Origin of the sequence: Thalassospira marina (genome assembly GCF_002844375.1) — a bacterium.
Taxonomy (GTDB): Bacteria; Pseudomonadota; Alphaproteobacteria; order Rhodospirillales; family Thalassospiraceae; genus Thalassospira; species Thalassospira marina.
Genome location: NZ_CP024199.1, coordinates 3879909 through 3904866, shown reverse-complemented (window position 1 = coordinate 3904866; position 24958 = coordinate 3879909). Strand labels below are relative to the sequence as shown.

The 24958-nt window shown below is 54.8% G+C and carries 25 protein-coding genes; 17 read left to right on the top strand and 8 right to left on the bottom strand.

Going from position 1 to position 24958, the window contains the following annotated elements:
• The first annotated feature begins 1 nt into the window (after nt 1).
• From CSC3H3_RS17750 to CSC3H3_RS17720, 7 genes are all read left to right on the top strand, one after another.
• A complete protein-coding gene (locus CSC3H3_RS17750; RefSeq protein ID WP_157831947.1) occupies nt 2-379 on the top strand; it encodes a hypothetical protein in 378 nt (125 codons plus the stop codon).
• A gap of 260 nt (nt 380-639) precedes the next feature.
• The gene (locus tag CSC3H3_RS17745) at nt 640-996 is read left to right on the top strand and encodes a hypothetical protein (protein ID WP_101270492.1); all 357 of its coding nucleotides are present in this window, start codon (nt 640-642) and stop codon (nt 994-996) included.
• Between the two features lie 121 nt (nt 997-1117).
• Nucleotides 1118-2275 (top strand): serine hydrolase domain-containing protein, encoded by a 1158-nt coding sequence (locus CSC3H3_RS17740; RefSeq protein ID WP_245881169.1) that lies wholly within the window; start codon nt 1118-1120, stop codon nt 2273-2275.
• Between the two features lie 240 nt (nt 2276-2515).
• On the top strand, nt 2516-2992 hold the full coding sequence (locus CSC3H3_RS17735) for a MarR family winged helix-turn-helix transcriptional regulator (protein WP_101270488.1): 477 nt from the start codon (nt 2516-2518) through the stop codon (nt 2990-2992).
• A gap of 8 nt (nt 2993-3000) precedes the next feature.
• Nucleotides 3001-5226, top strand: coding sequence for an FUSC family protein (locus CSC3H3_RS17730; protein WP_101285688.1), 2226 nt, complete (start codon nt 3001-3003; stop codon nt 5224-5226).
• The gene (locus CSC3H3_RS17725) at nt 5223-5429 is read left to right on the top strand and encodes a DUF1656 domain-containing protein (protein ID WP_101270484.1); all 207 of its coding nucleotides are present in this window, start codon (nt 5223-5225) and stop codon (nt 5427-5429) included. The genes CSC3H3_RS17730 and CSC3H3_RS17725 overlap by 4 nt, the downstream gene beginning before the upstream one ends.
• A 3-nt stretch (nt 5430-5432) precedes the next feature.
• On the top strand, nt 5433-6332 hold the full coding sequence (locus CSC3H3_RS17720) for an efflux RND transporter periplasmic adaptor subunit (protein WP_101285687.1): 900 nt from the start codon (nt 5433-5435) through the stop codon (nt 6330-6332).
• Nucleotides 6333-6423: 91 nt separating this feature from the next.
• Here CSC3H3_RS17720 and CSC3H3_RS17715 read toward each other — a convergent pair whose 3' ends face one another.
• From CSC3H3_RS17715 to CSC3H3_RS17705, 3 genes are read right to left on the bottom strand one after another with little or no spacing between them, the layout of a single operon-like run.
• Nucleotides 6424-7284, bottom strand: a complete 861-nt coding sequence (locus tag CSC3H3_RS17715; protein ID WP_157831946.1) for a hypothetical protein — start codon at nt 7282-7284, stop codon at nt 6424-6426.
• A 22-nt stretch (nt 7285-7306) separates the two neighbouring features.
• Complete coding sequence (locus tag CSC3H3_RS17710) at nt 7307-8953, bottom strand: hypothetical protein (protein ID WP_101285685.1); 1647 nt, start codon at nt 8951-8953, stop codon at nt 7307-7309.
• 17 nt (nt 8954-8970) lie between these two features.
• On the bottom strand, nt 8971-10533 hold the full coding sequence (locus CSC3H3_RS17705; RefSeq protein WP_101285684.1) for an OmpA family protein: 1563 nt from the start codon (nt 10531-10533) through the stop codon (nt 8971-8973).
• A 308-nt stretch (nt 10534-10841) separates the two neighbouring features.
• Here CSC3H3_RS17705 and CSC3H3_RS17700 point away from each other — a divergent pair, with 308 nt between their 5' ends.
• The 6 genes from CSC3H3_RS17700 (at nt 10842) to CSC3H3_RS17675 (ending at nt 16568) form a co-directional block, all read left to right on the top strand.
• Nucleotides 10842-11720, top strand: coding sequence for an HpcH/HpaI aldolase/citrate lyase family protein (locus CSC3H3_RS17700; RefSeq protein ID WP_101285683.1), 879 nt, complete (start codon nt 10842-10844; stop codon nt 11718-11720).
• A gap of 146 nt (nt 11721-11866) precedes the next feature.
• A complete protein-coding gene (locus CSC3H3_RS17695; RefSeq protein WP_101285682.1) occupies nt 11867-12925 on the top strand; it encodes a MaoC family dehydratase in 1059 nt (352 codons plus the stop codon).
• 244 nt (nt 12926-13169) lie between these two features.
• Complete coding sequence (gene sdhC / locus CSC3H3_RS17690) at nt 13170-13550, top strand: succinate dehydrogenase, cytochrome b556 subunit (protein ID WP_101270470.1); 381 nt, start codon at nt 13170-13172, stop codon at nt 13548-13550.
• 26 nt (nt 13551-13576) lie between these two features.
• Entirely contained in the window at nt 13577-13960 is a 384-nt protein-coding gene (gene sdhD, locus CSC3H3_RS17685) for a succinate dehydrogenase, hydrophobic membrane anchor protein (RefSeq protein ID WP_101270468.1), read from the top strand.
• Nucleotides 13961-13963: 3 nt separating this feature from the next.
• Nucleotides 13964-15760 carry a succinate dehydrogenase flavoprotein subunit gene (gene sdhA / locus CSC3H3_RS17680; protein WP_101270466.1) on the top strand — a complete coding sequence of 599 codons (1797 nt, stop codon included), beginning with the start codon at nt 13964-13966 and terminating at the stop codon, nt 15758-15760.
• Nucleotides 15761-15785: 25 nt separating this feature from the next.
• Nucleotides 15786-16568: a succinate dehydrogenase iron-sulfur subunit gene (locus CSC3H3_RS17675; RefSeq protein ID WP_101270464.1), complete on the top strand. Its 783-nt coding sequence runs from the start codon at nt 15786-15788 to the stop codon at nt 16566-16568.
• Nucleotides 16569-16703: 135 nt separating this feature from the next.
• Here CSC3H3_RS17675 and CSC3H3_RS17670 read toward each other — a convergent pair whose 3' ends face one another.
• On the bottom strand, nt 16704-17255 hold the full coding sequence (locus CSC3H3_RS17670; protein WP_101285681.1) for an NADPH-dependent FMN reductase: 552 nt from the start codon (nt 17253-17255) through the stop codon (nt 16704-16706).
• 196 nt (nt 17256-17451) lie between these two features.
• Between CSC3H3_RS17670 and CSC3H3_RS17665 the strand changes: the two genes are divergently transcribed.
• From CSC3H3_RS17665 to CSC3H3_RS17655, 3 genes are all read left to right on the top strand, one after another.
• Nucleotides 17452-17850, top strand: coding sequence for a winged helix-turn-helix transcriptional regulator (locus CSC3H3_RS17665; RefSeq protein ID WP_101270460.1), 399 nt, complete (start codon nt 17452-17454; stop codon nt 17848-17850).
• Between the two features lie 342 nt (nt 17851-18192).
• On the top strand, nt 18193-19968 hold the full coding sequence (locus CSC3H3_RS17660; RefSeq protein WP_101285680.1) for a DUF4153 domain-containing protein: 1776 nt from the start codon (nt 18193-18195) through the stop codon (nt 19966-19968).
• Nucleotides 19969-20055: 87 nt separating this feature from the next.
• Entirely contained in the window at nt 20056-20820 is a 765-nt protein-coding gene (locus tag CSC3H3_RS17655; RefSeq protein WP_101285679.1) for a tetratricopeptide repeat protein, read from the top strand.
• Between the two features lie 130 nt (nt 20821-20950).
• On the opposite strand, the gene CSC3H3_RS17650 is transcribed toward CSC3H3_RS17655, so the two are convergent.
• From CSC3H3_RS17650 to puuE, 4 genes are all read right to left on the bottom strand, one after another.
• Entirely contained in the window at nt 20951-21457 is a 507-nt protein-coding gene (locus CSC3H3_RS17650; protein ID WP_101285678.1) for an ureidoglycolate lyase, read from the bottom strand.
• A gap of 30 nt (nt 21458-21487) precedes the next feature.
• Nucleotides 21488-22507, bottom strand: a complete 1020-nt coding sequence (gene alc / locus CSC3H3_RS17645; RefSeq protein WP_101285677.1) for an allantoicase — start codon at nt 22505-22507, stop codon at nt 21488-21490.
• Between the two features lie 36 nt (nt 22508-22543).
• A complete protein-coding gene (gene uraD / locus CSC3H3_RS17640; RefSeq protein WP_101285676.1) occupies nt 22544-23101 on the bottom strand; it encodes a 2-oxo-4-hydroxy-4-carboxy-5-ureidoimidazoline decarboxylase in 558 nt (185 codons plus the stop codon).
• A 193-nt stretch (nt 23102-23294) separates the two neighbouring features.
• Nucleotides 23295-24209 carry an allantoinase PuuE gene (puuE, locus tag CSC3H3_RS17635; protein ID WP_101285675.1) on the bottom strand — a complete coding sequence of 305 codons (915 nt, stop codon included), beginning with the start codon at nt 24207-24209 and terminating at the stop codon, nt 23295-23297.
• 395 nt (nt 24210-24604) lie between these two features.
• On the opposite strand from puuE, the gene uraH reads away from it, so the two are divergent.
• Nucleotides 24605-24958 (top strand): hydroxyisourate hydrolase, encoded by a 354-nt coding sequence (uraH, locus tag CSC3H3_RS17630; protein ID WP_101270446.1) that lies wholly within the window; start codon nt 24605-24607, stop codon nt 24956-24958.

Here is a 24958-nt window from a genome sequence, read left to right as displayed (position 1 = left end):
TTTGCCGGTATTGCTCTCGCCAGCCACCAACAATGATGCCCAAGCATGTCAGGACAGAGTGGGGGCTGTTGCAGCACAGGTTACAAACGACGGTATCCCGAACTTTTATCATTTCATTCGCATTGGAAAAAATGGCGAGCTTACGGTCCAGGCATTTGTAAAAAAGCTGCTCAAAGGCGGTTTGTCTCGGGCGCTTGGCAAGGATGATTTTGTTGTCCTCTATCAGGGCTGTGCCCCTTGCGCGTCTGCACTGGAAGAACCGGGCTCCGTTTTGGTGGAAGCCTTCGCCGACAAACTGGGTCTGGTTTATGGCTCCGGCCCGAAAAAGAGGCAGTTGCTTGAACGTGTAACGGAGCGGCTTAACGACCCTGCTCTATAGATCAGGCATTTGAGTGGATATATAAAAGCGGTATTGGCACTCAAACCTTTCAGTTTATTCAACTTTGGGTAACGCAAAAACGCAACCTTAAAATCCCGGTGTCAAAAAGCCTTCATGTCGGCCGAATCTGCCAGAAGTGGCCGATAAAGGTATAGCCCTGTCCAGCGGTTTATTAGCGCTACGGATAGGGTTTGTGCTGTTTTTTTAACGATTCCAACATTAAACTACTCAAGCATTGGTTGCCTTAGGAGGAGGTAATAATGGGGGAGTCATTGGGTGGTCCCTATGCCGCCGTGCCGGACTGGCCGGGGCGTGATGCCAGCGATGTTGGCCATGCCCGCATTACGGCATTTCTGGTGCTGGATATTCAGCAGTCGCTTGAAAAAGCCGAGGCCGTGCGAAACTGCATTCTGGGGCAGGCCGGGCTGGATGATGATGACTCGGATGACAATGAGATCATCATGAATGCCTATGGCGTGTCTGTTGGTCCGGTAAACTGCGTGATCGAACCCGCCTTTGATGAAACCGGCGAAGCCCCGGTCAGTGTTCTTACGACCGATCTTTTGGCCGCGTTGGAGCGGCGTATCGCCGATATCAAGCGCGTCTGGCACGAATAATTTTCCCAAACCGGTTGTATGTCACAGCGGCAATATCGGATTGTCGTTGTGTTTTTCTTTGATTGCAGGCAAATGCTGTCCATAGTGATAGGGCTGTTAATTCAGTCGGGGGACAGAAACGGTGCGTGAGCGTGCATGCCGACAGGTGAAAATGCGGGCAGGGGGCGTTGCCCTGCTGTTGCCTTTATTCCTTTTCTTCGTTTGCGGATTTTTCGTACCCGCCTTTGCCCAAACCAAAACCACCCCGGGTGATCCGCTGCAAACATTTTTGCAGGCCTATGTGCAGCAGGCTGGTTTGCCTGGTGCGGTGGTTGGCATCACTTATGCCGATGGCAGTAGCCGGTTTGCCGCAGCGGGCCTTTCCAGTGCCAAGCCCAATCGTAAAATGCGCGGCGCGGAACGGTTTTATATCGGGTCGCTCACCAAAATGATGACGTCGGTTGTGATCCTGCAACTGGCTTCCGAGCAGCGCCTTAAGCTTTCGGACCATCCAGCGCGCTGGCTTTCGCCTGAATATGCCCAGTCTATTGCCAATGCCAAAACCGCCACCATAACCGATCTGCTGCATAACAGTTCGGGCATTCCCGATTATCTGGATGGCGATTTCTTCTTTGAGCTGGTTGGCCGCGAACCCCAGCATGGCTGGCGCAATGCAGAGCTTCTGCCTCTGATCGCCGACCGTGATGCGGTTTTTTCGCCCGGCAGTGAATATGCCAATTCCAACAGCAATTATATCATGTTGGGCTATATCATCGAACAGGTTGAGCAGGCCGCGATCGAGGATGTTTTTGAAAAACGCATTTTTGCGCCACTTGAAATGGATGCCACCAGTTTTGGCAGCTTCCCGCGCGATGACGCCATTGCACGCGGCTATGACGATGGCGACGGAGATGGCAACCTCGAGGACGTTACCGGCTTTGATGTGGGCGATCACCTTGCCGATGGCGGTGTGGTTTCCAGTGCGCGTGACATGCTGGCATTTCTGCGCGGGCTGTTTGCGAATGGCGCGCTTTTGGGGCCAAAAGCCATTGAGCGCATGACAACCGATACCCGCTTTGCTGGTAATGGTGCCTATGGTTATGGTGTGATGGTCGGTGAAAGCGATTGGGGCCCGGTTTGGGGCCATGATGGCACCTATTTTGGCTATAGTTCCGAAATCTCGTGGTTTCCTGAACAAAAGACTGGCGTGGTTTTTTTAACCAATGGGCGCCCGCTTAATGATGTGCCGCCCTTCACCCAGCAGCTCCTGCCAGCCCTTTTTGGCAATCCCTTTCAATAAGCCGCTTTGATGGCGGCTTTTGGCTGCTTGCTGTGCTGATAAACCAGCGCAGGTGGTGTGTTGTACCCCGTCAGAAAGCGGGAATTTACGGTTTTGCGCCGGTCATCTGGGTATTCTTCGTTAAATATCGTTCATTAAGCATCTGATTTGAAAGGTGGATATTCCGCCATGCAATCTGTTCATGTCTGATTGGAATTAAAATAGATAGGATTCAAACTAATTCAATGCTAACTTTTTGCCATGAAAGATTTTGACCCCTTTTCCGAACACCTGACCTTTGGCAGTGCCCTGATCAATACGGCGCGCAAATGGCGCCGCGAGATTGATCACGCTCTGCAGATTCATGGTCTGTCACAGACAACGGCCTTGCCACTGATTGTGCTTCATCGCCGTGGTGGCACCGTGCGTCAGGGCGCGATCGCCGAAGAAATCGGCGTCGAAGGCCCATCACTGGTACGTGTGATTGATGCGCTGGAAGCCGATGCAATGGTCCAGCGTGTTGCCGACCCGGCAGACCGTCGCGCGAAGATGGTAACGCTCACCCCGCAAGGGGCGGCCAAAGCCATCGAGATCGAGGAAATCCTGGCAACTGTGCGTGACAGTGTCACGGCTGATATTGCCGATGATGACCTGGCAGCGACGCTAAAGGTGCTCAAGCAGCTGTTGGCAAGGCTGACCTGCCGCGAGGAAAAGGAAACCGGAACCACGCAACGATAGGGGATGTGATGTTAAAAAATATTCTCGCGTCCCGGCCGGGGCTGGATGACTGGATATTCTCGGCGAAAACATTTGTCGCAGCGATGCTGGCCCTTTTCATCGCGCTGACCTTTGATCTCGACCGCCCGGTCTGGGCGATGGCAACGGTTTACATCATTGCCAATCCGCTTACCGGTGTTTTGGCCTCAAAGGCGGTTTACCGCGTTGTTGGCACCATGATCGGTGCGGTTTTTGCCGTTGCCCTTATTCCCAATCTGGTCGATGCGCCGGTTTTGCTCTCGCTGATGATGGCAGGCTGGGTGGGGCTGTGCCTTTATCTGTCACGTCTGGACCGTACCCCGCGCAGCTATCTTTTCATGCTGGCGGGGTATACCGCCGCTATTATCGGTTTTCCCTGTGTTACTGACCCGGGCAGTGTGTTTGATGTTGCCGTGGCCCGTGTGCAGGAAATCACGCTTGGTATCATTTGTGCCACGCTGGTTAGCCATGTGTTCTTTCCCCGCCATTTGGGGCCGGTGCTGGCTGCGCGCATTGACCGTGCCCTGCAGGATGTTCGCGATCTTGCAAAGCTCAGTTTTTCCGGGGCGCAGGATGACGAAAAACTGCATGGCGAACGCATTCGCATCATTGCCGATATTGGCGAAATTCACGGTCTGGCGGTTCATGTTGGTTATGAACGTTCATCATTGAATGGCATGACGCGGCCTTTGCAGGCCCTGCAAAATGCCATGGCTGCTCTGCTGCCATCGCTCTATAGCTTGCATGACCGCATCAATGCCCTTGCCGCAACCGACCATGGCATTCCCGATAACGTCGCTGCGTTGCTGCGCAAGGTCGATGACTGGATGCAGGATGATGCATTTGATCCGTTTGACCGTGCCCGTATCGATGCCCTGCATAGCGAAATTACGGCCATTTCCCGCCGTTACGAGGTTACCCGCAACTGGCATGATCTGCTGGTGATCAATCTGTGTGTGCGGTTGCATCGTCTGATTGGCTTTTACGACGATTGCCAGCTTCTTTGGGCTGGTATCCGCGAAGGGCACCCGCCCCAGTTGGTGGTGGATCGCTGGCGCGATCGCGGTGACAAGCCGTCGCTTCATATAGATTACGGGCTGGCTTTGCGCTCTGCCATAACGGCCATGATTGCCACTTTGGTTGTCTGCCTGATCTGGGTTGAAACCGGCTGGCCCAATGGTTCGTCGGCGGCGATGATGGCGGCGGTTGGCACCAGTATTCTTGCATTTCTTGATGACCCGGTGCCCGCGCAGAAAGGTTTTATCACCTATACGCTGTTTTCCGTCGTGGTGACGTTGTTTTACGGCTATGCGGTTTTGCCCGCGATTGATGGTTTTCCGCTGCTGGCGGCGGTATTTGCGCCCTATCTTCTGTTGATCGGGTTGCTTATTCCTTCGCCCAAAACCTTCATCTTTGCCCTGCCCATGGCGGTCAATACGGTGATGCTGCTTAATATCTCAACACGGTATAGCGGCAATTTCGCCAGTTCGATTGATGGTGCCGTTGCCATGGTTACCGGGTTTGTCGTGGCTGCGGTGGTTACATCCATCATGCGTTCCATGTCGCCCGATCACAGTATTCGCCGCCTGTTGCAGGCAAACTGGCGGGACCTGGCCGGGCTGGCCCGGGTGGACAGGGTTATTCCGCGAATGATGGTCTTGCGCCGCCTGCTCGACCGGCAGGGGCTGATCCTGCCCAAGCTGGCATTGGCCCCCGAACATCGTGCGCGCCTGATGCGTGCCATGCCTGAAGTTTCGATTGCGGCCAACCTGCTCGATTTGCGCCGTGTGCGTCGCGCCCTTGATGGTGATATTCGCGACCGGCTGGATCGTTTCCTGGCGGTTATGGGCAATCATTTTGAATTGCGCACCCGCGATTATGACCGCGCCCCTGATGCAGAGCTTTTGGAACTGCTTGATGACATCCTGATGCTCGCAACCGGGGATGAAGGTGATCACAAGCTGTCATGCAATCCGGGGCGGTCGTTCCATCTTGCTGCTGTTTCCGCGCATGGGGGGGAACAGGTGAATAAGGGCGGCGCATCGCGTGGTATCGCGCCGCATGTGAAACGGCGGCTGGTGGTTGCCCTTGTTGCCATGCGCCGGGTTCTGGCCCGCAATAGCGAACCCGATTTTGGCAAAAAATTTCGTCCGGTTCATCTGTCATTTGCCTGTGCAAATGACCAGGCACCGGCAAGTCTGGAGGGACGCGCATGATCAACGCAATGGTCGATATTTATGGCGTTTTTCTACCGGGTTTTCTGGTTTCCGCCATCGCTGCCTGGTGCAGCCTGATTGTGCTTCGCAAGGTTCTGGTTCGCGCGGGTTTTTACCGCGCCACGTTCCATCCTGCCCTGATTGATCTGGCGCTGTTTGTTTTGCTGCTGGCAGGGATCACGGCGGTATTTGTAGGTAGGTGAGTAATGAAAAAATGGTTTTCCCTGGCCGGACGTTTTGTTGTTTCCGGTGTTCTGGTGGTTGCCGCAGTAATCGCGGGTATGCAGCTTTGGGATTATTACATGAATGATCCCTGGACGCGCGATGGCCGCATCAGTGCTGATGTGGTTGCCATTGCGCCTGATGTTTCCGGGCTGGTCAGCACGGTGCATGTTGGCGATAACCAGCATGTCAAGGCAGGCGACCTGCTGTTTGAAATTGATACCGCCCGTTTCAAGGTAGCGCTGGGGCAGGCCCAGGCGCGGCTTGATAGTGCAATTGCCAGCCGCGATCAGGCAGAACGCGAAGTCCGCCGTTATAAAAACCTCAGCAGCGATGCTGTTTCCCGCCAGAAAAAGGAACAGGTGGTTACGGCACTTGCAACCGCAAAGGCCTCGGTCGAGCTGGCGCAGGCAGATCTTGATCTGGCAAAGCTTAATCTGGATCGGACCCGCGTTGTCGCCCCGGTGGATGGCACCCTGACCAACTTTTCCCTGCGACCGGGCAATTATGTTGGCGCAGGCACGGCGATTGCCGCGCTGATTGATGCCAGTTCCTATTATGTTGCCGGTTACTTTGAAGAAACCAAATTGCCACGCATTTCTGTTGGCGACCGTGTTGAAGTCAAACTGATGGGCGAACAGCACCCGATTTACGGCCATGTCGCCAGCATTTCGGCCGGTATCCAGGATAGCGAACGCACCGGCGCAACCGGCAGCCTTGCCAATGTCAAACCGACATTCAGCTGGGTCCGCCTTGCCCAGCGCGTCCCGGTTCGTGTCGCCCTTGACGACGTCCCGGCATCCGTCCGCCTGGTCGCTGGCCGCAGTGCCACCGTCCGCCTGATGGACGAAACCGCAAACAGCCCGTTTGCGAATTTGTTTTAGGGATACGGTCTTCGGTTATTTGGATGACGAGCAAAAACGCCCGGCTGAAATCAGCCGGGCGTTTTTTAATGTCGTTTTGATATCGCGGGCATTAATCGCCGATATCACCCAGCAGGGACGGGGTGCCGAACTCCCGCATTTGGGCGTTGGCTTTGTCAAAATAATGGGTCCAGAAATCGCGCAAAGCTTTTAACTGCGATGACGACCAGTAACTGCCGTCCGGGGCATATCCGCCGCCAATGACATAGACCTTTGCATTTTGCCAGTCGCCCAGCACACCCGCATCGGCATAGCGTGACATATCGGTGTCACCACTTGCCTTCTCTAGGCTGCCAGCTTTGTAAAACGACAGCAGATCGGAATTTTCAATCATGTCCGAAATGATGACCAGATATTTGTCATCAATCTGGGAGGCGGTCGTCAGGCTACGTGAAATTGTTGCAAGGTTCCCCATTACTTCGCTGTGGGGGAGGTCTGTGCTGGCATCGCTAAATGCTTTCAACAATCCCTGGCCCAATGCCTTTTTCGCCAGGATTTCCTGCTTTTTCTGGCAGTTATCCAGATTGGTCAGCAGCTTTTTGGAAATGTCATAGCGGGTGTCATTATCCAGTCTGGTATCGATTTCGGCATTGATCAGAACGCTTGCATACCGCCCTGCTGCATTGGCCGAAAACGTGACCAGATGGTAGGCCGTTCCCGGTTCAATAAAATCCTGCAGCTTGCGATAGCTTTCTTCCTGCAGGTTTTTATCGAAAATCAGTGTCTGGTCGACAACGATATAAAGGTCACGCGTCAGTGCCGGTGTCTGAACGTCCTTGATCTGGACCTGGTCATAGCAACTGCCAATCTTTGCCGCAGCTGCCTGCGCCTGTCCTGCCATGGCAGAACAGGTCACAGCAGCAAACAGGGTCAGTCCGGTGCGGGCCAGGCGGCCAAGCGATTGTGCCATCATTCTTTCCTTTTCTGCTCGCCCCTTAATCCTCAATGCCTTCTTCACGGCGAAGACGGGCATACATTTCCTCTTCCGTTTCCACGTGCTTTGCCTGCTTTTCTGCTTCTTCACGTGCTTTCTTTTCAGCCATTTCCTGCTGGATTTTGGCGCGCAGGCGTTTTTCCATTTCTTCGGGCGTTTCGGCTGGTTTTACCACCGGCTCGGTAACAGTGGTTGTAACTGCTGCTTCTGCCACAGGCGGTGTAACCGGCATTGGTGCGGGCTTGGCTGGTTCTGCGGGGGTAATTGGCGCTTGTTGCTGAGGGGCCATTTGTGGGGCTGGTGCAGCCTCGCTGGTGTGTGCATTCATCTGGCGTGATACCGCCTCGCTGGCCTGACGGGCGCGATAGGCTTTATCCTCGCTTTGATAGTAATGCTCCATGAAATGGCGATCTGCCGAATGCTGAAGAATATCGCGGTGCGTTTTGTCCACACCGGTTGCTGCTGCACGTTCGGTCAAGCGGGATTGCAGGTTGGTCAGGTGCTTCTGGGCAATTCGGGCAATGGCATCACGCTTGCGTTCAAACCATGCTTCATATGCCGTTCTGCTGGAAAATTTGCCAATGATTCGGCGGGCTTCTTTACTTTCCTTACCGGCAAAACCAGTTTTGTAACCGATACCGATACCCATAATCTGGATCAGAATGAACAGGGCGGCAAGAATGGCATAGGTCGAAAGGTTTGCGGCATCGCGTGCGCCTTCGCGTTCCTGTGACGCTTTGTTGTCGGCATCCTGTTGCGGCTGGGCCAGAAGATCGGGCAGGGAATCGTTGTTGGATATCAGATCCCCCAACGAGAACGTATTGTCCGTCATCGGAGCGCCGGTGGTTTCTGCCGTCTTTTCCTGTTTGTAGGTTTCATAACGCACATAGGTTGCCGTGCATGCCACGCCAATAATCGCGATAACAGCAACAATCGTCCAGATCGGGGTGCCTTTGGTTACCGTTGCATTGGTGTCCAGGCGATGCAAAATCTGCAGATAGGCAGGATGTTCGTCGTCAAGCTGGTCATTTTCCAGCGTGGTTTTGTTCGTCCGTCCCATCAGGTTGGGGCGGTCGGGATTGTCATCGTGGTTCCACCAGGTGCGGACCTTGCCGACAAGGCCGCGTTTATGCAGTTCGTGGCCTGCCTGGTGGGTGAAAAATACCAGGACGCACGAAATCAGGAACGCGATGCCAAATGCCCCCTGAACCTGCAGTTTCTCACTGGCACCAGGCAGGGTATAACCCGACAGAACATAGGCAAAACCAAGTGCCTCGATGAACACCATGGCAATCAGAAGAAGTCGCATCAGAATGCCAAGCTCGTTGCGGCCCAGTTCCTGTACTTTACCAAGATAGCTTTTGGCTTTGTCATACATTTCCGGGTCGGCAGCGATTTTGCGAATATCGCCAGCGAAATCCTCGCAAAGTGTGCGTTCGGAGGCAAACCAGCCATCACGACGAACATTCAGGTCTTTTGAAAGACGGCGGGTTTTGCCGATAAAGGGCAGGCTGTAAAACGTGCTTTTGGCAAAAAGTTTTACTTCGTCCCACCAGTTCAAAATCAAAACGACAAGAAGGATTGTAACCGCCAAAATCGAGACCAGTTCCCGATAGGCAAGGACAAAGGCATAAAGTTCATCGAGCATTGATCAATCCCCCGCGATCATTTTGCTTTTTTAAGGTCGATATCACGGGCAAAAACCTGCCCGTCCTTATCATAATAAATGCGGCCTTCTGCATTGCCGAACGGGTCTTTACGTGAATAAAGAACATCCATGCAGCGCAACGGCCACGCATCTTCATCCAGAAATACCCGGTACATCACGCCATCTGTCCCCACATAAGAACGTGCATGTCCATTGGTCTGGATTGCTGGTTTCTGATCGCCTTTTTTGTAATTTTCAAAGACGAAAACCCCCGGGTCGCCATCGGCTGAACCACCATTTTGCAACACGGCAACCTTGGTCAGACCAACAAGGTGGCTGTTAACGGTGTCATGCCAGCTGGTCGAATACAGGGCAGGCATATAGTCTGTTGTGTCATGTACCGGCCGGTCAGTAGATAGCGCCATGACCGCGCCAACCGGGCGATATGAATCCTCAATACATGCAACATCGGTTGGCAATGTCGTTTCCGATGCCTTTGCCTCACCCAGCGGCCAAAGCGAGGCCAGGACCCCTTTTTCTTCCTCATCGGGCTGGCCGGTGCGACCTGACAGGGTGTTGGGCATGTCGTTGGCGGGCTTGCCCCCAAAATCAATGCCATGTCCGCTATGCGCAACCGTGTAAGGTGCTGTTTTACCCGTATTGGAAGCCGTGCCCTTATCCGGTGACTTGGTGGCGGGTTTATTCGCAGCCTTTGCCGGTGCTTTGGGTGCAGGAACTGTGCCTTCGGTATCACCTTTGGCGCGGTTTTCTTTTACGCGTTCGGGCAAGGTCGGGTCGGTTTCCGTGTGGCTGGCAAATGCCATGATCGCTTCACGGCTTTCAAGTTCGATAATCTGGACCCGGCGGTTGGTAGCACGACCAGCAACGCTATCGTTGCTGGCAATCGGTTGGTCCTCGCCCGCACCTTTATAAAAGATGCGGGTTTTATCGACACCTTCCTGTTCAAAAAGCGCGCCGACCGTTCGTGCGCGGCGCTGCGAAAGTGCCAGGTTCATGTCGCGTCCGCCGGTACTGTCGGTATGGCCGACAATAAGTATGTTTCCTTTGGTGCCACGGAATGTCGCGGCAATTTTGCGCATGTCACTTTCGGCTGTTGGCGACAGGCTGTCCTGTCCGCTGCCAAACATGGCCTGGTTATCAACCGTGACCAGCAATCCTTCTTCGGTTTTGCTGTTTTTTGCGTCCGGGTCAGCCCAGGTTGAACCTGTAGGGACATTGACCCTGGCAATTGCCATCTTGGTTTCGCGCAATTCTTTCTGAACGGCGGCGAGCTGTTCACACCGGTTCAGCAGATATGATTGCAACCCTTTTCCGGCCAATGCGCCAGCCGCACCACCTGCAACGGCTGCCAAACCACGGTTTTTACCACCCAGAAGCGCCCCCAGGCCTGCCCCCAATAGTGCCCCGCCAATCACATAGCCCGCTTCGTTAAACTGGCAGGCACCATTCTGATCTGGTTGGATATCCAGAAATGATGGTGTTTGCTGGCTGGCACAACCTGCCAACAGGCTGGTGGTGCACAACACGGCGATTGTGTTGCGAACAGTGTTCTTGCGCATAGGACCCCCTTTTAATGCCGTCGTTATGCGTGCAGCGCAAAGCGACGATTAATCTTTTACGGGGGCTGTCGTGGCTTCGCAAGATATGCAAGTCCTGCTCAAAGGAATAGGCATCTTGTTGAATAGGAAACAGTTTTGCGTATATCCGTAAAACCCGGTAACGGGCCGACGGTTTTATCGTCTTTTATAGGGCAAACACGATATCATCACGGGACATAAAATTTCGGCTTGCTGCAATGCGGAATTTTTTGGTAATTTTGTTAAAGAAAATATCATCGTTTTAAACAATAATTTCAAAGAGGCTTGTCATGGCGGTTTCGTCGCGTCCTCGCCGTTCGGTTCTGTATATGCCCGGCTCCAATGCCCGGGCGCTGGAAAAAGGTCGGAGCCTGCCAGCTGACGGGTTGATTCTCGATATCGAGGATGCTGTCGCGCCCGACTCCAAAACGTTGGCCCGTGAACAGATTGTCGCGGCCCTGGATGAGGGTGGATATGGCGCGCGCGAAATTCAGGTGCGGGTAAATGGCCTGAATACCCCCTGGGGGTATTATGATGTGGTGGCCGTGGCCAAAAGCCGGGCCGATGCCATTTTGCTGCCCAAGGTCGAAAGTGCAGAAACCATTCGCCATGTGGCTGCCATCCTGCAGGCCGAAGGCGCACATGAAAATATGCGCATCTGGTGTATGATGGAAACGCCACTTGCCATGCTTAATGCCCGTGAAATTGCCGGGGCGCATCCGCTTTTGGGCGGGTTTGTCATGGGCACGTCGGATCTGGCAAAGGACCTTAATTGCGCCCATACCCGCGACCGCCTGCCCATGATCACCAGCCTTGGCCTGTGTATGCTGGCGGCGCGCGCCTATGATCTGGCCATTCTTGATGGTGTGCATCTGGACCTGTCGGATGATGATGGCTTTGCCCATGCCTGCCAGCAGGGCCGTGAAATGGGGTTTGATGGCAAAACCCTGATCCATCCCAAAACCATTGATGCCGCCAACCGCGCCTTTGCCCCGGCCGAAAGTGAAATTGCCTGGGCGCGCAAAATCATTGCCGCCCATGAAGAAGCCAGCACCAAGGGGCAGGGGGTTGTGGTGGTTGATGGCAAGCTGATTGAAAATCTGCATGTCGTCACGGCACAACGCGTGGTCGCGCTTGCCGAAAGCATTGAAGCGATGGGGGCGGATTAGAAATCAGGGATTGCCGCCCCGTCGCCCCGCGGTCTGTGTGAATGGCGGGGAAGTTGCCGTTTCCGTTTCCGTCCAAGTGACATTACAGGCCGCAAATACCGATAGCAGAATTTGCGGCCCAAACAGCCAGGTAGGTGATCAGGGTGATGAAATCAAAGAATAATCCCGGTAATTATTTTGAAGATTTTGTGCTGGGCCAGGAACTGCGGCACGCAACCCCGCGCACCATTACCAGCGGCGATGTAGCCCTTTATACCGCCCTGTATGGCCCGCGTTTTGCGGTGCAGGCATCGGCGGAATTTGCTCGCAATATCGGCTTTCACGATGCACCGATTGATGACCTTTTGGTCTTTCACATGGTGTTTGGCAAAACTGTACCTGATGTATCGTTAAATGCGGTCGCGAACCTGGGATATGCCGGGGGTGTGTTTGGCGTGCCGGTTTATGCGGGGGATACAGTTTCTACTGTCTCGCGCGTGATTGGCCTTAAGGAAAATTCAAACGGTAAAACCGGTGTGGTTTACGTTAATTCCGTTGGCCGGAACCAGCATGGTGAAATGGTCGTCGATTATAATCGCTGGGTGATGGTCAACAAACACAACCCCGATGCTCCGGCACCTGAAACCTTTGTGCCGGACCTGCCATCGGTGGTGGACCCGGCATCATTTAAAATTCCGGTCGGGCTGGATTTATCAGGATATGACTGCACCCTCGCCGGTTCGGCACATTTCTGGGATGATTATGCCATTGGCGAAAAGATCGACCATGTTGATGGCATGACGCTTGAAGAAGCCGAACATCAAATGGCAACCCGCCTGTATCAGAACACCGCGAAGGTTCATTTTGACCAGGTCAGTGCCAATCAGGGCCGGTTTGGCAAACGGTTGATTTATGGGGGGCATGTCATGTCGCTGGCCCGTGCCCTGGCCTTTAACGGGCTGGGCAATGCGTTCAGGATTCTCGCGATTAATGCAGGCAGCCATGCCAACCCTGCCTTTGCCGGAAATACCGTTTTTGCCTGGTCCGAAGTGATTGATAAATTTGATATTCCGGGGCGTAACGATGTTGGTGCCATGCGGGTGCGGTTGGTCGCGGTACGGGACCGGGCAGCAGCGGATTTCCCCTTGCGCGATGATGCCGGAAAATATGACTCCGCCGTGCTGCTGGATTTTGACCACACCGTTTTGATCCCAAAGCGCCCCTGAACCGTAAAATATCGAAAATGACGCACCTGCACCTGTTTTGGTGCGTTACAGCATCATATATCTCCGACTAAGGGGGATATTGCCTTGTGTTCAACTATATGAAACAAATCTAAAACAACGGCAGAAATGGCGTTAATTCGCAGATTTCTTTGGTTTTCAAGGGCGTTGAGATTGACTTACCCCCATGGCGTAGGTAAATAATCCCTGCTTTCCCGCCAGCTATTTGAGAAGAGGCAATTCCGTTATGAGCAAAGCCAATCGGCCGCTGTCTCCCCACCTTCAGGTGTACAGGCTCCCGCTGACGGCCAAAATGTCCATTTCTTTCCGCATCATGGGCATTGGCCTTGCCATTGGTTTCGTATTCCTGACGTCGTGGCTTATCGCCGCTGGCGCCGGCCGGAATACGTTCGAAGGCTATCAGGCATTTTTCACCTCGTGGTTTGGTCTGTTGCTGCTGTTCGGCTGGACAGTGGCGTTTTTCTATCACGCCTGCAACGGTGTCCGGCACCTCGTCTGGGATACCGGTCGCGGCCTGACGAAAGAAGGTTCGGCCAAGTCGAACCCGATCGTTCTTGGCGCGGCAGTCGTGCTGACCATCATCACCTGGATTATCGGTCTGGCCTAAGCCAGGCAAATGGGGACAAGGTTGTTATGAAGATGCAATCCGATCTGGGCCGTGTTCGCGGCCTTGGTTCCGCCAAAAGCGGCTCTTCGCACTGGTGGGCGCAGCGCGTCACCGCTGCGGCGAACCTGCCGCTGGGACTGTGGTTTATTTATTCGATCCTTGCAGGCCACACGGCGTCCTTTGATGCCGTTCACGCCTGGCTGAGCAGCTATTTCCACGCAACCATGATGATCCTGCTGGTCATTTCCGTTGCCTGGCATTTCGTTCTCGGTCTGCAAGTTGTGATCGAAGATTATGTGCATAACCGTAAAGTCGAAATCGGTTCGATGCTGCTGATCCGCGCGCTCACGGTTTTCATGACCGTTGCCGCGATCATTTCGGTGCTGCGAATCGTTTTTGCCGGAGCCTGAGCAATGACAGAATCCTATAAAATTATCGACCATAACTACGATGTCGTCGTTATGGGTGCGGGTGGTGCCGGTTTGCGCGCAACGCTTGGCACGGTTGAGGCCGGTCTGAAGACCGCCTGTATCACCAAAGTTTTCCCGACCCGTTCACACACCGTTGCCGCACAGGGCGGTATTGGTGCATCCCTTGGCAACATGTCCGAGGATCACTGGCAGTGGCATATGTATGACACCGTCAAGGGTTCCGACTGGCTGGGTGACCAGGACGCGATCGAATATATGTGCCGTAACGCCGTTCCGGCGGTTCATGAACTTGAACATTACGGTATGCCGTTCTCGCGTACTGCCGAAGGCAAAATTTACCAGCGTCCGTTCGGTGGTCACACCCGCGATCATGGTAAAGCCCCGGTTGAACGTGCCTGCGCTGCGGCTGACCGTACCGGTCATGCCATGCTGCACACGCTTTACCAGCAGTGCCTGAAGCACAAGGCTGAATTCTTCGTCGAATATATCGCCATCGACCTGATCATGGACGAAGACGGCACCTGCCGCGGTCTGGTTGCCTGGGATCTTGATACCGGTATCATGCACCGCTTCAACGCCAAGATGACCATTCTGGCATCTGGTGGTTATGGCCGTGCTTTCTTCAGCTGCACCTCGGCCCATACCTGCACCGGCGACGGTCATGGCATGGTGGCCCGTGCGGGCCTTGGCCTTCAGGACATGGAATTCGTTCAGTTCCACCCGACCGGCATTTATGGTTCGGGCTGCCTGATCACCGAAGGCGCACGTGGCGAAGGTGGTTATCTTACCAACTCCGAAGGCGAACGTTTCATGGAACGTTATGCCCCGACCGTGAAAGACCTGGCATCGCGTGACGTTGTGTCGCGTGGTATGGCCCAGGAAATTCGTGATGGTCGCGGTGTTGGCGAACATGGCGAATATATCCACCTGCATCTTGAGCATCTGGGTTCGGAAGTTCTGTGGGAACGCCTGCCGGGCATTACCGAAACCGCCAAGATTTTTGCCGGGGTTGATGCGACGAAAGAACCGATCCCGGTTCTGCCGACGGTTCACTACAATATGGGTGGCATTCCGACCAACTATAAGGGCGAAGTCCTTAACCCGACCGCTGATGACCCCAACCGTATCGTACCGGGTCTGATGGCGGCTGGTGAAGCAGCCTGTGTGTCGGTCCATGGTGCAAACCGCCTGGGTACGAACTCGCTGCTCGACCTCGTCGTGTTTGGCCGTGCATGTGGCATGCATGCAGCCGAAGTCGTTGATTCCAAGGCATCGTTCAAGGAGCTTAAGGCCAGTGACGGCCAGAAGGCCCTGGATCGTTTCGACCGTCTGCGCTGGGCCAAGGGTGCCCGCCCGACTGCTGAAATTCGCCTTGAAATGCAGAAAGTCATGCAGGCAAATTGCGGCGTGTTCCGTACTGCCGAAATCCTGGGTGAAGGCGTTGAAAAGCTCGCCAAAACTGCAGCGACCCTGCCTGATGTTTCCGTATCCGACCGCTCGCTGATCTGGAACTCCGATCTCGTAGAAACCATGGAGCTGGAAAACCTGATGGTTTGTGCAGCTGCTACCATGAATTCTGCCGAGGCACGTCATGAATCACGCGGGGCACATGCCCACGAAGATTACCCGAAACGTGACGACGAAGTCTGGATGAAGCACACCATTGCCAAGGTTGCATGGGACAGCAGCTATGGCGTTGATCTCACCTATCGTCCGGTCAACAACTTCACCCTGACCGATGAAGTTGAATATATCGAGCCGAAGGAACGCGTATATTAAGGCGCGGAGAGAGAGGATTTGAGAGATGGCTGAATTCAAACTTCCCGCCAATTCGGTCGTGCAGGACGGCAAATCGTTTTCTGCACCGGCGAACGCGAAGAATACCCGGAAATTCAAGATCTATCGTTATGATCCGGATTCCGGTGACAACCCGCGCACCGATACCTACGAACTTGACCTTGATGCCTGCGGCCCGATGGTTCTGGACGCGCTGATCAAGATCAAGAACGAAATCGACGCGACGCTTACATTCCGCCGTTCCTGCCGTGAAGGCATTTGTGGTTCGTGCGCAATGAACATCGATGGCCGCAACACCCTGGCTTGCCTCAAGCCGATCGAAGATATCGATGGTGATGTGAAGATCTATCCGCTGCCGCATATGCCGGTGGTCAAGGATCTGGTGCCGGACCTGTCGCAGCCCTATGCCCAGCTCGCCTCGATCGAGCCGTGGCTCAAGGCTGACAGCCCGACCCCGCCCGATGGGGAACGTCTGCAGTCGCGTGAAGAACGCGCCAAGCTTGATGGTCTGTGGGAATGCATCCTGTGCTTCTCCTGCTCGACCGCGTGCCCGTCCTACTGGTGGAACTCGGACCGTTACCTCGGCCCGGCTGTTCTGCTGCAGGCCTATCGCTGGCTGGCAGACTCGCGCGACGAATATACCGGCGAACGTCTTGACGCGCTGGAAGATCCGTTCCGCCTGTATCGCTGCCATACGATCATGAACTGCACCAATACCTGCCCGAAGGGTTTGAACCCGGCGCTGGCAATTACCGAAATCAAGAAGATGATTGCGGAACGCGGCGCCTGATCGGCAAAGTGAAAATCTGGCACATAACAGTGCAGCAAAAAGCCGCCGGAAATATTCCGGCGGCTTTTTTCGTATCTGTCACCCGGCACTTTTGCACAAGGGGCCGGATGATTACCCGGTCAATTAACCGAGCAATCAGGCCGAAAGCTTTTCGGCAACATTAAGGAAATTATCCATATAGGTTTGCAGGAAGGCCTTGGTGTCATCAATGGCAATGCTGCCATCATCGGCGATCAGGTCGGGTTTGAATGCGATATAGGCTTCACCACCCATAACCAGCCCGCCCAGAATACCCATAATCTGGCGCAGGTGCTGCTGGCCAACAGCGGTGCCGATTGCACCGGGCGAGGTGCCGGTGATGGCGGTTGCCTTGCCACGCCATACGTTTTTGTCCATCGGCTTTGACCCCCAGTCGATGGCGTTTTTCAACACAGCCGGGATCGACCGGTTATGTTCCGGGGTTACCATCAGCACTGCGTCGCAGGCGGCAACGTCGCTGGTAAAGCGATTGACGGCTTCCGGGCGGCTGCCTTCCAGATCCATGTTATAAAGCGGCAGATCATCAATCTGAATGAAGCGGGCATCAACACGATCACCTGCCAGGCCAACAAGTGCCTTTGCCAGTTTCAGGTTGATCGATCCGGTACGGTTGCTGCCAACCACAACGGCAAGTTTCAGTTTCGCCATCGGTAATCCTTCCAAATTCGTGGGTGCGTAAACAGGGGCGGCAGAATGCCGGGGTTATGCCGGGTGGGCCTTTTTCCGGGCCATGGCCCGGTCAATATCGCCTGGTAAAACTGCTGTCTGTTTGCGCATGAATGGTGGTAATTATTTGTAACCATGACTATAGCGCCAAAATATCACGGCTCAAGAAGGCACAAAAATGTTACCCGCAACGGCCCGCCAAACCGATTTCCATAATGACCATTTGCCCGAAAGCTGTAAGGGGGCAGGCGACATTCTGGCCCGCGTGGGCGATAAATGGAGTGTCCTGATCGTTCGGCAGCTTGATCGCGGTTCCATGCGTTTTAGCGAGCTTAACCGCGCCATTGATGGCATTTCAAAACGCATGCTGACCTTGACCCTGCGCAACCTCGAACGCGATGGCCTGGTTGAACGCACCGTCACCCCGCTTAACCCGCCGCGCGTCGATTATGCCTTAACACCGCTGGGTGTTTCCCTGTCCAAGCCCGTCATGGCGCTGGCGGAATGGGCGATTGCCCATAAATTCGATATCCAGTCCGCCCGCCACGATTATGACCGCGCACAGGAAGATAACTAGGCCGTCCATCCGCCTTGGGTTTTAACGACCCAATGCCGATGGCGTGCCTGGACAAACCGCACAATCGCGCTGGCTGTGTCGTCTTTGGCATCGCCTGTTTTGTGACTATTTCCGTATCGTGCTGAAATGAATATTCATTTTGTCTTGATCAGGTTGCTTCTGGTCGTATTTTAATTACCCATGGTTGTTGTCCTGGCCTTGAAATTTTCAAAATCTCGTGGCCGATTGTCTGGCGTGTAAAAGGGAAAAACCGGCACGCCGCTGCCTGTAAGCACGTTTCGGTGGTGCAGGCACGAAGCCCCATGGGCAAAGAAAAACAAAATAAATGGATATGGATACACAATGAGCAAATTGTGGTGGTTGTTCCCGCTAAGCGGCGGGTTCTATGGGGTGGCAGCATGGTATCTGCTGGACCAGTTTGACGAACACAGTCTTTTATTTGCGCCGCTGGCGGTTTTTGTAGCCGCCAGTGCCTATTGCTGCTGGTTTGCGCTGACCCATGGTCGCCTGTTTGGCGCCATTGTTCTTGCCCTGCTGGTGTCGCTGCTTGCTGCCGGGCAGGTCGCTGTTTTCCAGTATATTGTCGGGTTTGCATATCTCGACGATATGGTCATTCTGGGTTTTTTCACCAGTCTGGCGGTCTGGGTGGGGCTAAGTGTTGCGCTGTGGCGGGCACGATATGTTGCGACCGATGTTGAAAGTAATGCGGACGATCCGGCAGATGCACCGCGCAGCCGCCTTTTTGGTGTGCCTTACCGCGCCATTGGCCCGGCGATCTGGGATATCAAACTGTCGCTTTCCTTTGGCGTGGTGTCCATCGGCGTGTTCTGGATCATGGCCTATGTTCTGGGGACGCTGTTTAACGTGGTGGGCTTTACCGCCTTCATGGATTTTCTGGAATCCTCGCTTGGCGGTTCGATGCTGACCGGGGCGGCCTTTGCTACCGGCATTATGCTGACCCGCGAAAAACCCCAGCTTCTAAAGGCCGTCCGTCAGGTTTTGGGGACATTGTATCGCTTCTTTTATCCTTTGCAGGCCACAGGCGTTTTTCTGTTCCTGCTTTTGGGGGCATTGGGAGGCTGGGAACAGCTTTTGGGCCGCGACACCAGTGTCAGTCTGGTGGTGCTGGCAGCCGCACTGTGGATCAGTTATCTGCTGTTTGGGGCGGTGCAATCCGGGGCGAAAACCACACTTTTCGGGCGCTGGGGCGATGTTATTTTCCGCTATAGCCTGTGGATGGCACCGGTTTGTGCATTTGCCGCCCTTGGCTGTATCTGGTTGCGGGTTGATGATTACTGGTTAACCCCGCTTCGCATTTATGACACCTGGCTTAGCCTTTACATCCTGATCGCGACATTATGGATCATGCGGGCTGGCATGAAACGCGGTGAAGCCATGATTGCCCGCCTGCAACAGGCCTTTGGCCAGGTTGCCATTGGCGCGATTGTGGTGGCCTTTGTCATGCATCTGCCCTGGCTGGACCCGGTCAGTATCTCGGCCAGCAGCCAGCAAACCCGTCTTGGGCTTTGGGGCGAAATGGAACGGTCCGATCTGGCCTTTATGGCGCGCAATCTGGGTAAACCGGGCGAAGATGCCCTTGCGACCCTGCGCGAAGCCAACCCTGATGCGGTTGCCGATTTGCAGGACCTGCGCGATTATTACCCGTCCTATCAGGATAACAATTCATCCGCGTTTGAAGAAATTCCGGTTTTTCCGCAAGATCACCCTTATTCCGAGGCTGATTTGCGCAAACTGTTTGATGAAAACCTGTCCTATGACCGGATGTTCTGTAAAACCGACAAAATCAACAAGGATGACCCCGATCACAGTAACAGATGTTCGCTTCTGCTGATCGACCTTGATGGCGATGGGCAAAGCGAGGCGGTGTTTTTCACGTTGCGCAGCGATGCACCGGTATTTGGTTTTCGCCCCGATCAGCATGACTGGATAAAACTGCACGATATGTACCGTGTCCCGGCCAATGACGACGAAGCAGGTGATGCCGTTGCAGAAGCCAAACGCACGCTTGACGCCCTGAAAGAGGGCGCTTTTACCCCGGAAAAACCGGTTTATTCCGACCTTTCTGTGGGTGGTATGCGCTGGCAGCAATCGCGTTAATGCAATGCGGGGTGTTTTTGCTATGATTGGCAGGCACCCCGCATTTCGGGCCGCAGCAGAATGACGACAACAAGGAGAACGCGAACCATGCCAATCCATTTCCGACATGTGATTGCCAGTATCGCACTGCTGGGGCTGACGGCCTGTGGCGATACATCGCCCAAATGGGAACCCCAGGATATGATGGGTGGCCCCGCCGAACAGACAAATCTGGATGCCAATTATGCCCGCATGGTCGATTTCAAGGCGATGGCCACCGACGATGGCGGCAAGCCATATTATGCCGGGCCAAATGCCACCGTTATCGGTGCCGGGCAGCAGGCGCTTGCCATGTGCCAGAATGCCGGTGGCGCAAATTGTCGCGTTTCTCGCCTGGGGCTGACCTCGATCGAGGGGCTGGACCAGCAGGGTGTCAGCGATATCATCAAATCCTATAACGATACCCTGACCGCCGAGGCCGCGCAGGCCGCCAATGCCGGTAATATCGAAGCGGCAAATTGGCTGGCCTATCATTATGCAACACTGGGCGAAAATCTTGACGAGGCTGAACGCCTGATCCGCCTTGCGGTAAAGGTGCAGCCGGAAAACCCCTCCATCCAGGATACATATGGTCTGGTTCTGTATAAAAAGGGGGATTATGCGGGCGCGGAAGAAGCCCTGATCAAGGCTAACAAAGCCGCCCCGATTGCCGAACATCTGGCCCATTTTGCCGATAATGCCCTTGCCATGGGCAAACGCGATATGGCCCGTGTGGCCTATCAACGCGCGCTGGATGCCAACCCGGACCCTGTCCTGTCCCAGCGCATTCAAAAGCAGCTTCTTGCCATCGATATGGGCGGTGCTGGCGGTTAAAGCCCATGGGCCTGATTGGATGGGGTCACGGCATCCGGTATAGCGCCGTATGCGCCACTTAAAACGAAACCCCTTGTGGTGATCCTGCAAGGGGTTTCGTTTGTGTTATTCGACAGGGATGGGCGAATATTTATGCCCAGTCAAGGCTGATCGGCACGCCGTCAATATCGCCCATATCGACTTCATTCAGGTTGTTGCCCGGTCCAGCCCGGTCGATCACCAGAAATTCGCTATCGGGTTCCAGCACCAAAAGCGGGTGGTGCCACACCCCCTTGTCATAGGTCACACCCTGTTTGCCATTGGTGATAAAGGCACGCAGGTCGCCTGCCTTGGGCAAATCACTGGCCGGGGCAACCACGACCAGAAATTTCTGCCCGTGCATGGGTACAAAGGCCTGTGAGCCCAGCGGGTGGCGTTCCATCATGGCAATGCGGATGGGCAGGGGGCGCGGGTTACCGCGAAAAATGCTGATAATCGGTCGGCCGCCTTCCTCGCTGGTATCAATGCCGGAAATGTCGTGATAGCGGGTCGTGGTTCCCTGGTTGATCCCAAAGGAATCCCGTGCCGTTTCCGTGCTGATGACATCACCAAATTCGGTGAAGGCTTCGGGTGTCAGCGGTTCGACAGTCAGTTTCATTTTAGCCCCCTTTTGCCAGCCAGCCCCAAATCAGGGCTTGGCCGGTTTGCCAAGAATGCGAATGCGGCTGATGCCGCCATCGGGTATCGAATTGATGCGCAGATGCGAAACCGGCCCGCGGGCGGTAATGGCCGCGCCGCCAAATTCATGGATGCGGTCGGCCTGCATTTTCTGTTCGGGCAAAATGGTTTGCCAGAACATCGACCGCGCAATGATGGATTTGTCCTTTTCGCCGTCTACATAGGTGCCCTGGATCGAAACGCGGTCGGGGAAGTTGCCTTTGAAATGGCAGGTATCGATCACGATTTTTTCGATCTCGCCGGGATGGCCCAGTTCAATGATCAGCCATTCATTGCCCGGTTCGCGCCGGCGGCTGGTTTCCCAACCATCACCCATATTCACCCCGCGGCCCGGTGCCAGCACCACATTGGGGTTGCCATAATGCGCATCCGACCAGGCAACGGCGATGCCCCCATTGATCATGGCTGCCAGGTCGACCTGTTCGCCCTTGGCGGCCATTTCGGTCCAGTCGCGGTTGGGGCGGCCATAAACGCGCAGGCGGGCAATGCCGCCATCGGGGTAAATATGCAGGCGCACATGGGTATAAATGGCGCTGCTGGTAACCTCGGCATAATGATGCGCGCTGGCACCCAGCCCCTGCGGGGCAACAATTTCGGTCCAGTCGGCGTTTTCATCGGGGTCACCAGCCGGGCAGAAACACCCTTCCAGCGATGCCGCAGGCGGGAAATTGCCGGTAAAGTGGCTGGTATCGATATCAACCCCGTAAATCCGGCCCGATGTCGCCAGGCGGACAATGGCGTAATCGTGGCCTTCAACACGTTTGCGGCGGCTTTCCCAGCCATCCATCCATTTGCCGTTATCGTCGTATTTGTCGGGGTAGAAAATGGCCGGGGCCGATTGCAGCATGCGCTGTTTGTCGGCAAAGAAATCGTCGGTGGCAAAAATGGCAACCGCGCCCAGCCGTTCATCGGCCAGATTGACAAAACGCCTTGTAAAGTCCGGGGCGGTATCGCTGCTTGAATGGCTCATTGGTTTGCGTCCTGCTGATAATGTTTTGTGCCGTGCTTACAGGGTCTGCAATCGCAATAGGGCGATGCGGTGTACCTGTTGCAGAGCTTCGTTGAATTCGGTGTCCATATCGTTTTTTACCCGGCGTTCAAACGCCGCCAGGATGTCGGTACGATGGTAACCTTTTACCGCAAAAATAAACGGGAAACCGAACTTGCCCTTATAGGCATCATTAAGTTCGGAAAATCGCACAAGTTCGTCAGCACTGCATTGATCTAGCCCCGCGCCCTGCTGTTCATTGCGCGACGATGTCGTCAGATCGGCAAGGGCCAGTTTCCCGGCAAGGTCCGGGTGCGCGCGCAGCAATGCCAGTTTTTCGTCGCGGGTTGCGCGCTCGACAATCACCTGCATTGCAGCAGCCAGGGTTTCCGGGTCATCCAGGGCGGGGCTGATGCCGCCTTCGGCCAGGCGTTCGGCAATCCAGGGGGAATGTTCGTAAACACCCCCGTATAAATTGACAAAGGATCGCGCTGCCAGCGTGCTGGGCGGATTGGTCACAAATAGCGGTTTTTTCTCGCCGGGCGTCGTCGCCGGGAAAATCGTATTGTCAGTCATTTTCAGTGTTCCTGTCTTTCAGGCACAGGGGCAAAACGGGCAAAATGGGATAAAACCGGCAAAGCAGGCCAAACGGGTGAACCGGGTTTCATCATAAGGCCAGTGCAGGGCGGGGTGCGTTCTGCCTCGCACATTGCAGGCAGTTCTGCCCCGGGCGGCTTCGCGTTATCCTCGTTTTGATCCGGGTGCCGTCTTACCCTTCATGGGGGTGGTGTTCGCGCCAGTGCCGGGCGATATCGATGCGGCGGGCAAACCACACATTTTCATGGCCCAGCACATAATCGACAAAGCGTTTCAATGCGGCAAAGCGGCCCGGTCGGCCGACAAGGCGGCAATGCAAACCAACTGACAGCATTTTGGGCGTATGTGCGCCTTCTTCGTAAAGGGTGTCAAAGCTGTCTTTCAGGTATTGGTAGTATTGCTCGCCGGAATTGAAGCCCTGCATGGCGGCAAAGCGCATGTCGTTGACATCAAGGGTATAGGGCACAATCAGGTGCGGGGTTTTGGTCTGGATACTCCAGAAAGGCAGTTCATCGCTGTAATCATCTGCATCATACAGAAAACCGCCTTCTTCGGCGACAAGGCGGCGGGTATTTGGGCTGGTGCGGCCCGTATACCAGCCCAGCGGGCGTTCGCCGGTAATGTTTTTGATAATGTCGATGGCCTGGTACAGGTGCTCGCGTTCGATATTTTCGTCAATATACTGGTAATCAATCCAGCGCAGGCCGTGCGAACATATTTCGTGGCCGTCCTTCATGGCGACTTCGGCCACCTTGGGCTGACGGGCAAGGGCCATGGCAACGGCAAACAGGGTGATGGGAATTTCCCGTTCGCGAAAAAGGCTCAATATCCGCCACACACCCACACGCGATCCATATTCATAGATCGATTCCATGCTCATATGGCGCACACCCTTGCGCATGTCGGCGCCGATCATTTCCGACAAAAAGGCTTCCGATGCCGCGTCCCCATGCAGGATGCAGTTTTCACCGCCTTCTTCGTAATTCAGCACAAACTGAACCGCGATGCGGGCCTTGCCCGGCCAGTTGGCATGCGGCGGGTTCGCGCCATACCCGATCAGGTCGCGCGCATAGGGTGTGTTGGTCATCTTTGCCTCCAGACAGATCAATCCCGGTTTGGTTCGCCGGGTTATTTGGTGTAGCATTAACCATTGGCTGCACTGCAGCAAGAAAATCTCGCGATCATGCTTGTGGAAACTTTCAAGGGGCCATTGAAAATATCATGCCTTTCAAACCCTCCAAAGACGCGGGATTTCAGGCGTTGGAACTGTTCTGTGCGATGGTCTTCGTATCCTTTTTCAAAGAATTATTGATATAGTTTCACTTTATCGCCTCTTTCCTGAATGCCTGTTGCAGTGCGACCTTTTTAAAAAGCTACAAACAAACCGGCCCGATCTTCACATCAGTAACAGGCCGGATCAGAGAGGCAGGCGGGCAACCGTCGATATTTTATCGAGATCCGAGTGACACAAGGAGGCCCGTCATGGGGCGTTTGACTACCCATGTGCTTGATACGGCACGAGGTTGCCCTGCGGGTGGCATCCGTATCGAACTGCACCGTTTTGACGGCGGCCATGATGACCGTGTTGCCCAGGCGATGACCAATGCCGATGGCCGCACCGATGCCCCGCTGCTGGAGGGCAAAACCCTGCGTCCGGGAAAATATGAACTGGTGTTTTTTGCCGGCGATTATTTCGATGCCAGTGGCTATGACCTGCCCGACCCCAAATTCCTTGACCAGGTGGTGATCCGCTTTGGCATTGCCGATGCTGATGCACATTATCATGTGCCGCTTCTGCTTTCGCCTTTTGGCTATTCCACCTATCGCGGCAGTTAA

What these genes read in the sequence shown, in the direction of transcription:
- CSC3H3_RS17650 (WP_101285678.1), bottom strand. Translation starts at nt 21,457, where the DNA reads ATGAAACTGACTGTCGAACCGCTGACACCCGAAGCCTTCACCGAATTT.
- CSC3H3_RS17735 (WP_101270488.1), top strand. Translation starts at nt 2,516, where the DNA reads ATGAAAGATTTTGACCCCTTTTCCGAACACCTGACCTTTGGCAGTGCC.
- CSC3H3_RS17670 (WP_101285681.1), bottom strand. Translation starts at nt 17,255, where the DNA reads ATGGCGAAACTGAAACTTGCCGTTGTGGTTGGCAGCAACCGTACCGGA.
- CSC3H3_RS17720 (WP_101285687.1), top strand. Translation starts at nt 5,433, where the DNA reads ATGAAAAAATGGTTTTCCCTGGCCGGACGTTTTGTTGTTTCCGGTGTT.
- CSC3H3_RS17730 (WP_101285688.1), top strand. Translation starts at nt 3,001, where the DNA reads ATGTTAAAAAATATTCTCGCGTCCCGGCCGGGGCTGGATGACTGGATA.
- sdhC (WP_101270470.1), top strand. Translation starts at nt 13,170, where the DNA reads ATGAGCAAAGCCAATCGGCCGCTGTCTCCCCACCTTCAGGTGTACAGG.
- CSC3H3_RS17665 (WP_101270460.1), top strand. Translation starts at nt 17,452, where the DNA reads ATGTTACCCGCAACGGCCCGCCAAACCGATTTCCATAATGACCATTTG.
- puuE (WP_101285675.1), bottom strand. Translation starts at nt 24,209, where the DNA reads ATGACCAACACACCCTATGCGCGCGACCTGATCGGGTATGGCGCGAAC.
- CSC3H3_RS17705 (WP_101285684.1), bottom strand. Translation starts at nt 10,533, where the DNA reads ATGCGCAAGAACACTGTTCGCAACACAATCGCCGTGTTGTGCACCACC.
- CSC3H3_RS17700 (WP_101285683.1), top strand. Translation starts at nt 10,842, where the DNA reads ATGGCGGTTTCGTCGCGTCCTCGCCGTTCGGTTCTGTATATGCCCGGC.
- CSC3H3_RS17725 (WP_101270484.1), top strand. Translation starts at nt 5,223, where the DNA reads ATGATCAACGCAATGGTCGATATTTATGGCGTTTTTCTACCGGGTTTT.
- sdhA (WP_101270466.1), top strand. Translation starts at nt 13,964, where the DNA reads ATGACAGAATCCTATAAAATTATCGACCATAACTACGATGTCGTCGTT.
- sdhD (WP_101270468.1), top strand. Translation starts at nt 13,577, where the DNA reads ATGAAGATGCAATCCGATCTGGGCCGTGTTCGCGGCCTTGGTTCCGCC.
- uraD (WP_101285676.1), bottom strand. Translation starts at nt 23,101, where the DNA reads ATGACTGACAATACGATTTTCCCGGCGACGACGCCCGGCGAGAAAAAA.
- CSC3H3_RS17710 (WP_101285685.1), bottom strand. Translation starts at nt 8,953, where the DNA reads ATGCTCGATGAACTTTATGCCTTTGTCCTTGCCTATCGGGAACTGGTC.
- uraH (WP_101270446.1), top strand. Translation starts at nt 24,605, where the DNA reads ATGGGGCGTTTGACTACCCATGTGCTTGATACGGCACGAGGTTGCCCT.
- CSC3H3_RS17655 (WP_101285679.1), top strand. Translation starts at nt 20,056, where the DNA reads ATGCCAATCCATTTCCGACATGTGATTGCCAGTATCGCACTGCTGGGG.
- CSC3H3_RS17695 (WP_101285682.1), top strand. Translation starts at nt 11,867, where the DNA reads ATGAAATCAAAGAATAATCCCGGTAATTATTTTGAAGATTTTGTGCTG.
- CSC3H3_RS17715 (WP_157831946.1), bottom strand. Translation starts at nt 7,284, where the DNA reads ATGATGGCACAATCGCTTGGCCGCCTGGCCCGCACCGGACTGACCCTG.
- CSC3H3_RS17660 (WP_101285680.1), top strand. Translation starts at nt 18,193, where the DNA reads ATGAGCAAATTGTGGTGGTTGTTCCCGCTAAGCGGCGGGTTCTATGGG.
- alc (WP_101285677.1), bottom strand. Translation starts at nt 22,507, where the DNA reads ATGAGCCATTCAAGCAGCGATACCGCCCCGGACTTTACAAGGCGTTTT.
- CSC3H3_RS17675 (WP_101270464.1), top strand. Translation starts at nt 15,786, where the DNA reads ATGGCTGAATTCAAACTTCCCGCCAATTCGGTCGTGCAGGACGGCAAA.
- CSC3H3_RS17745 (WP_101270492.1), top strand. Translation starts at nt 640, where the DNA reads ATGGGGGAGTCATTGGGTGGTCCCTATGCCGCCGTGCCGGACTGGCCG.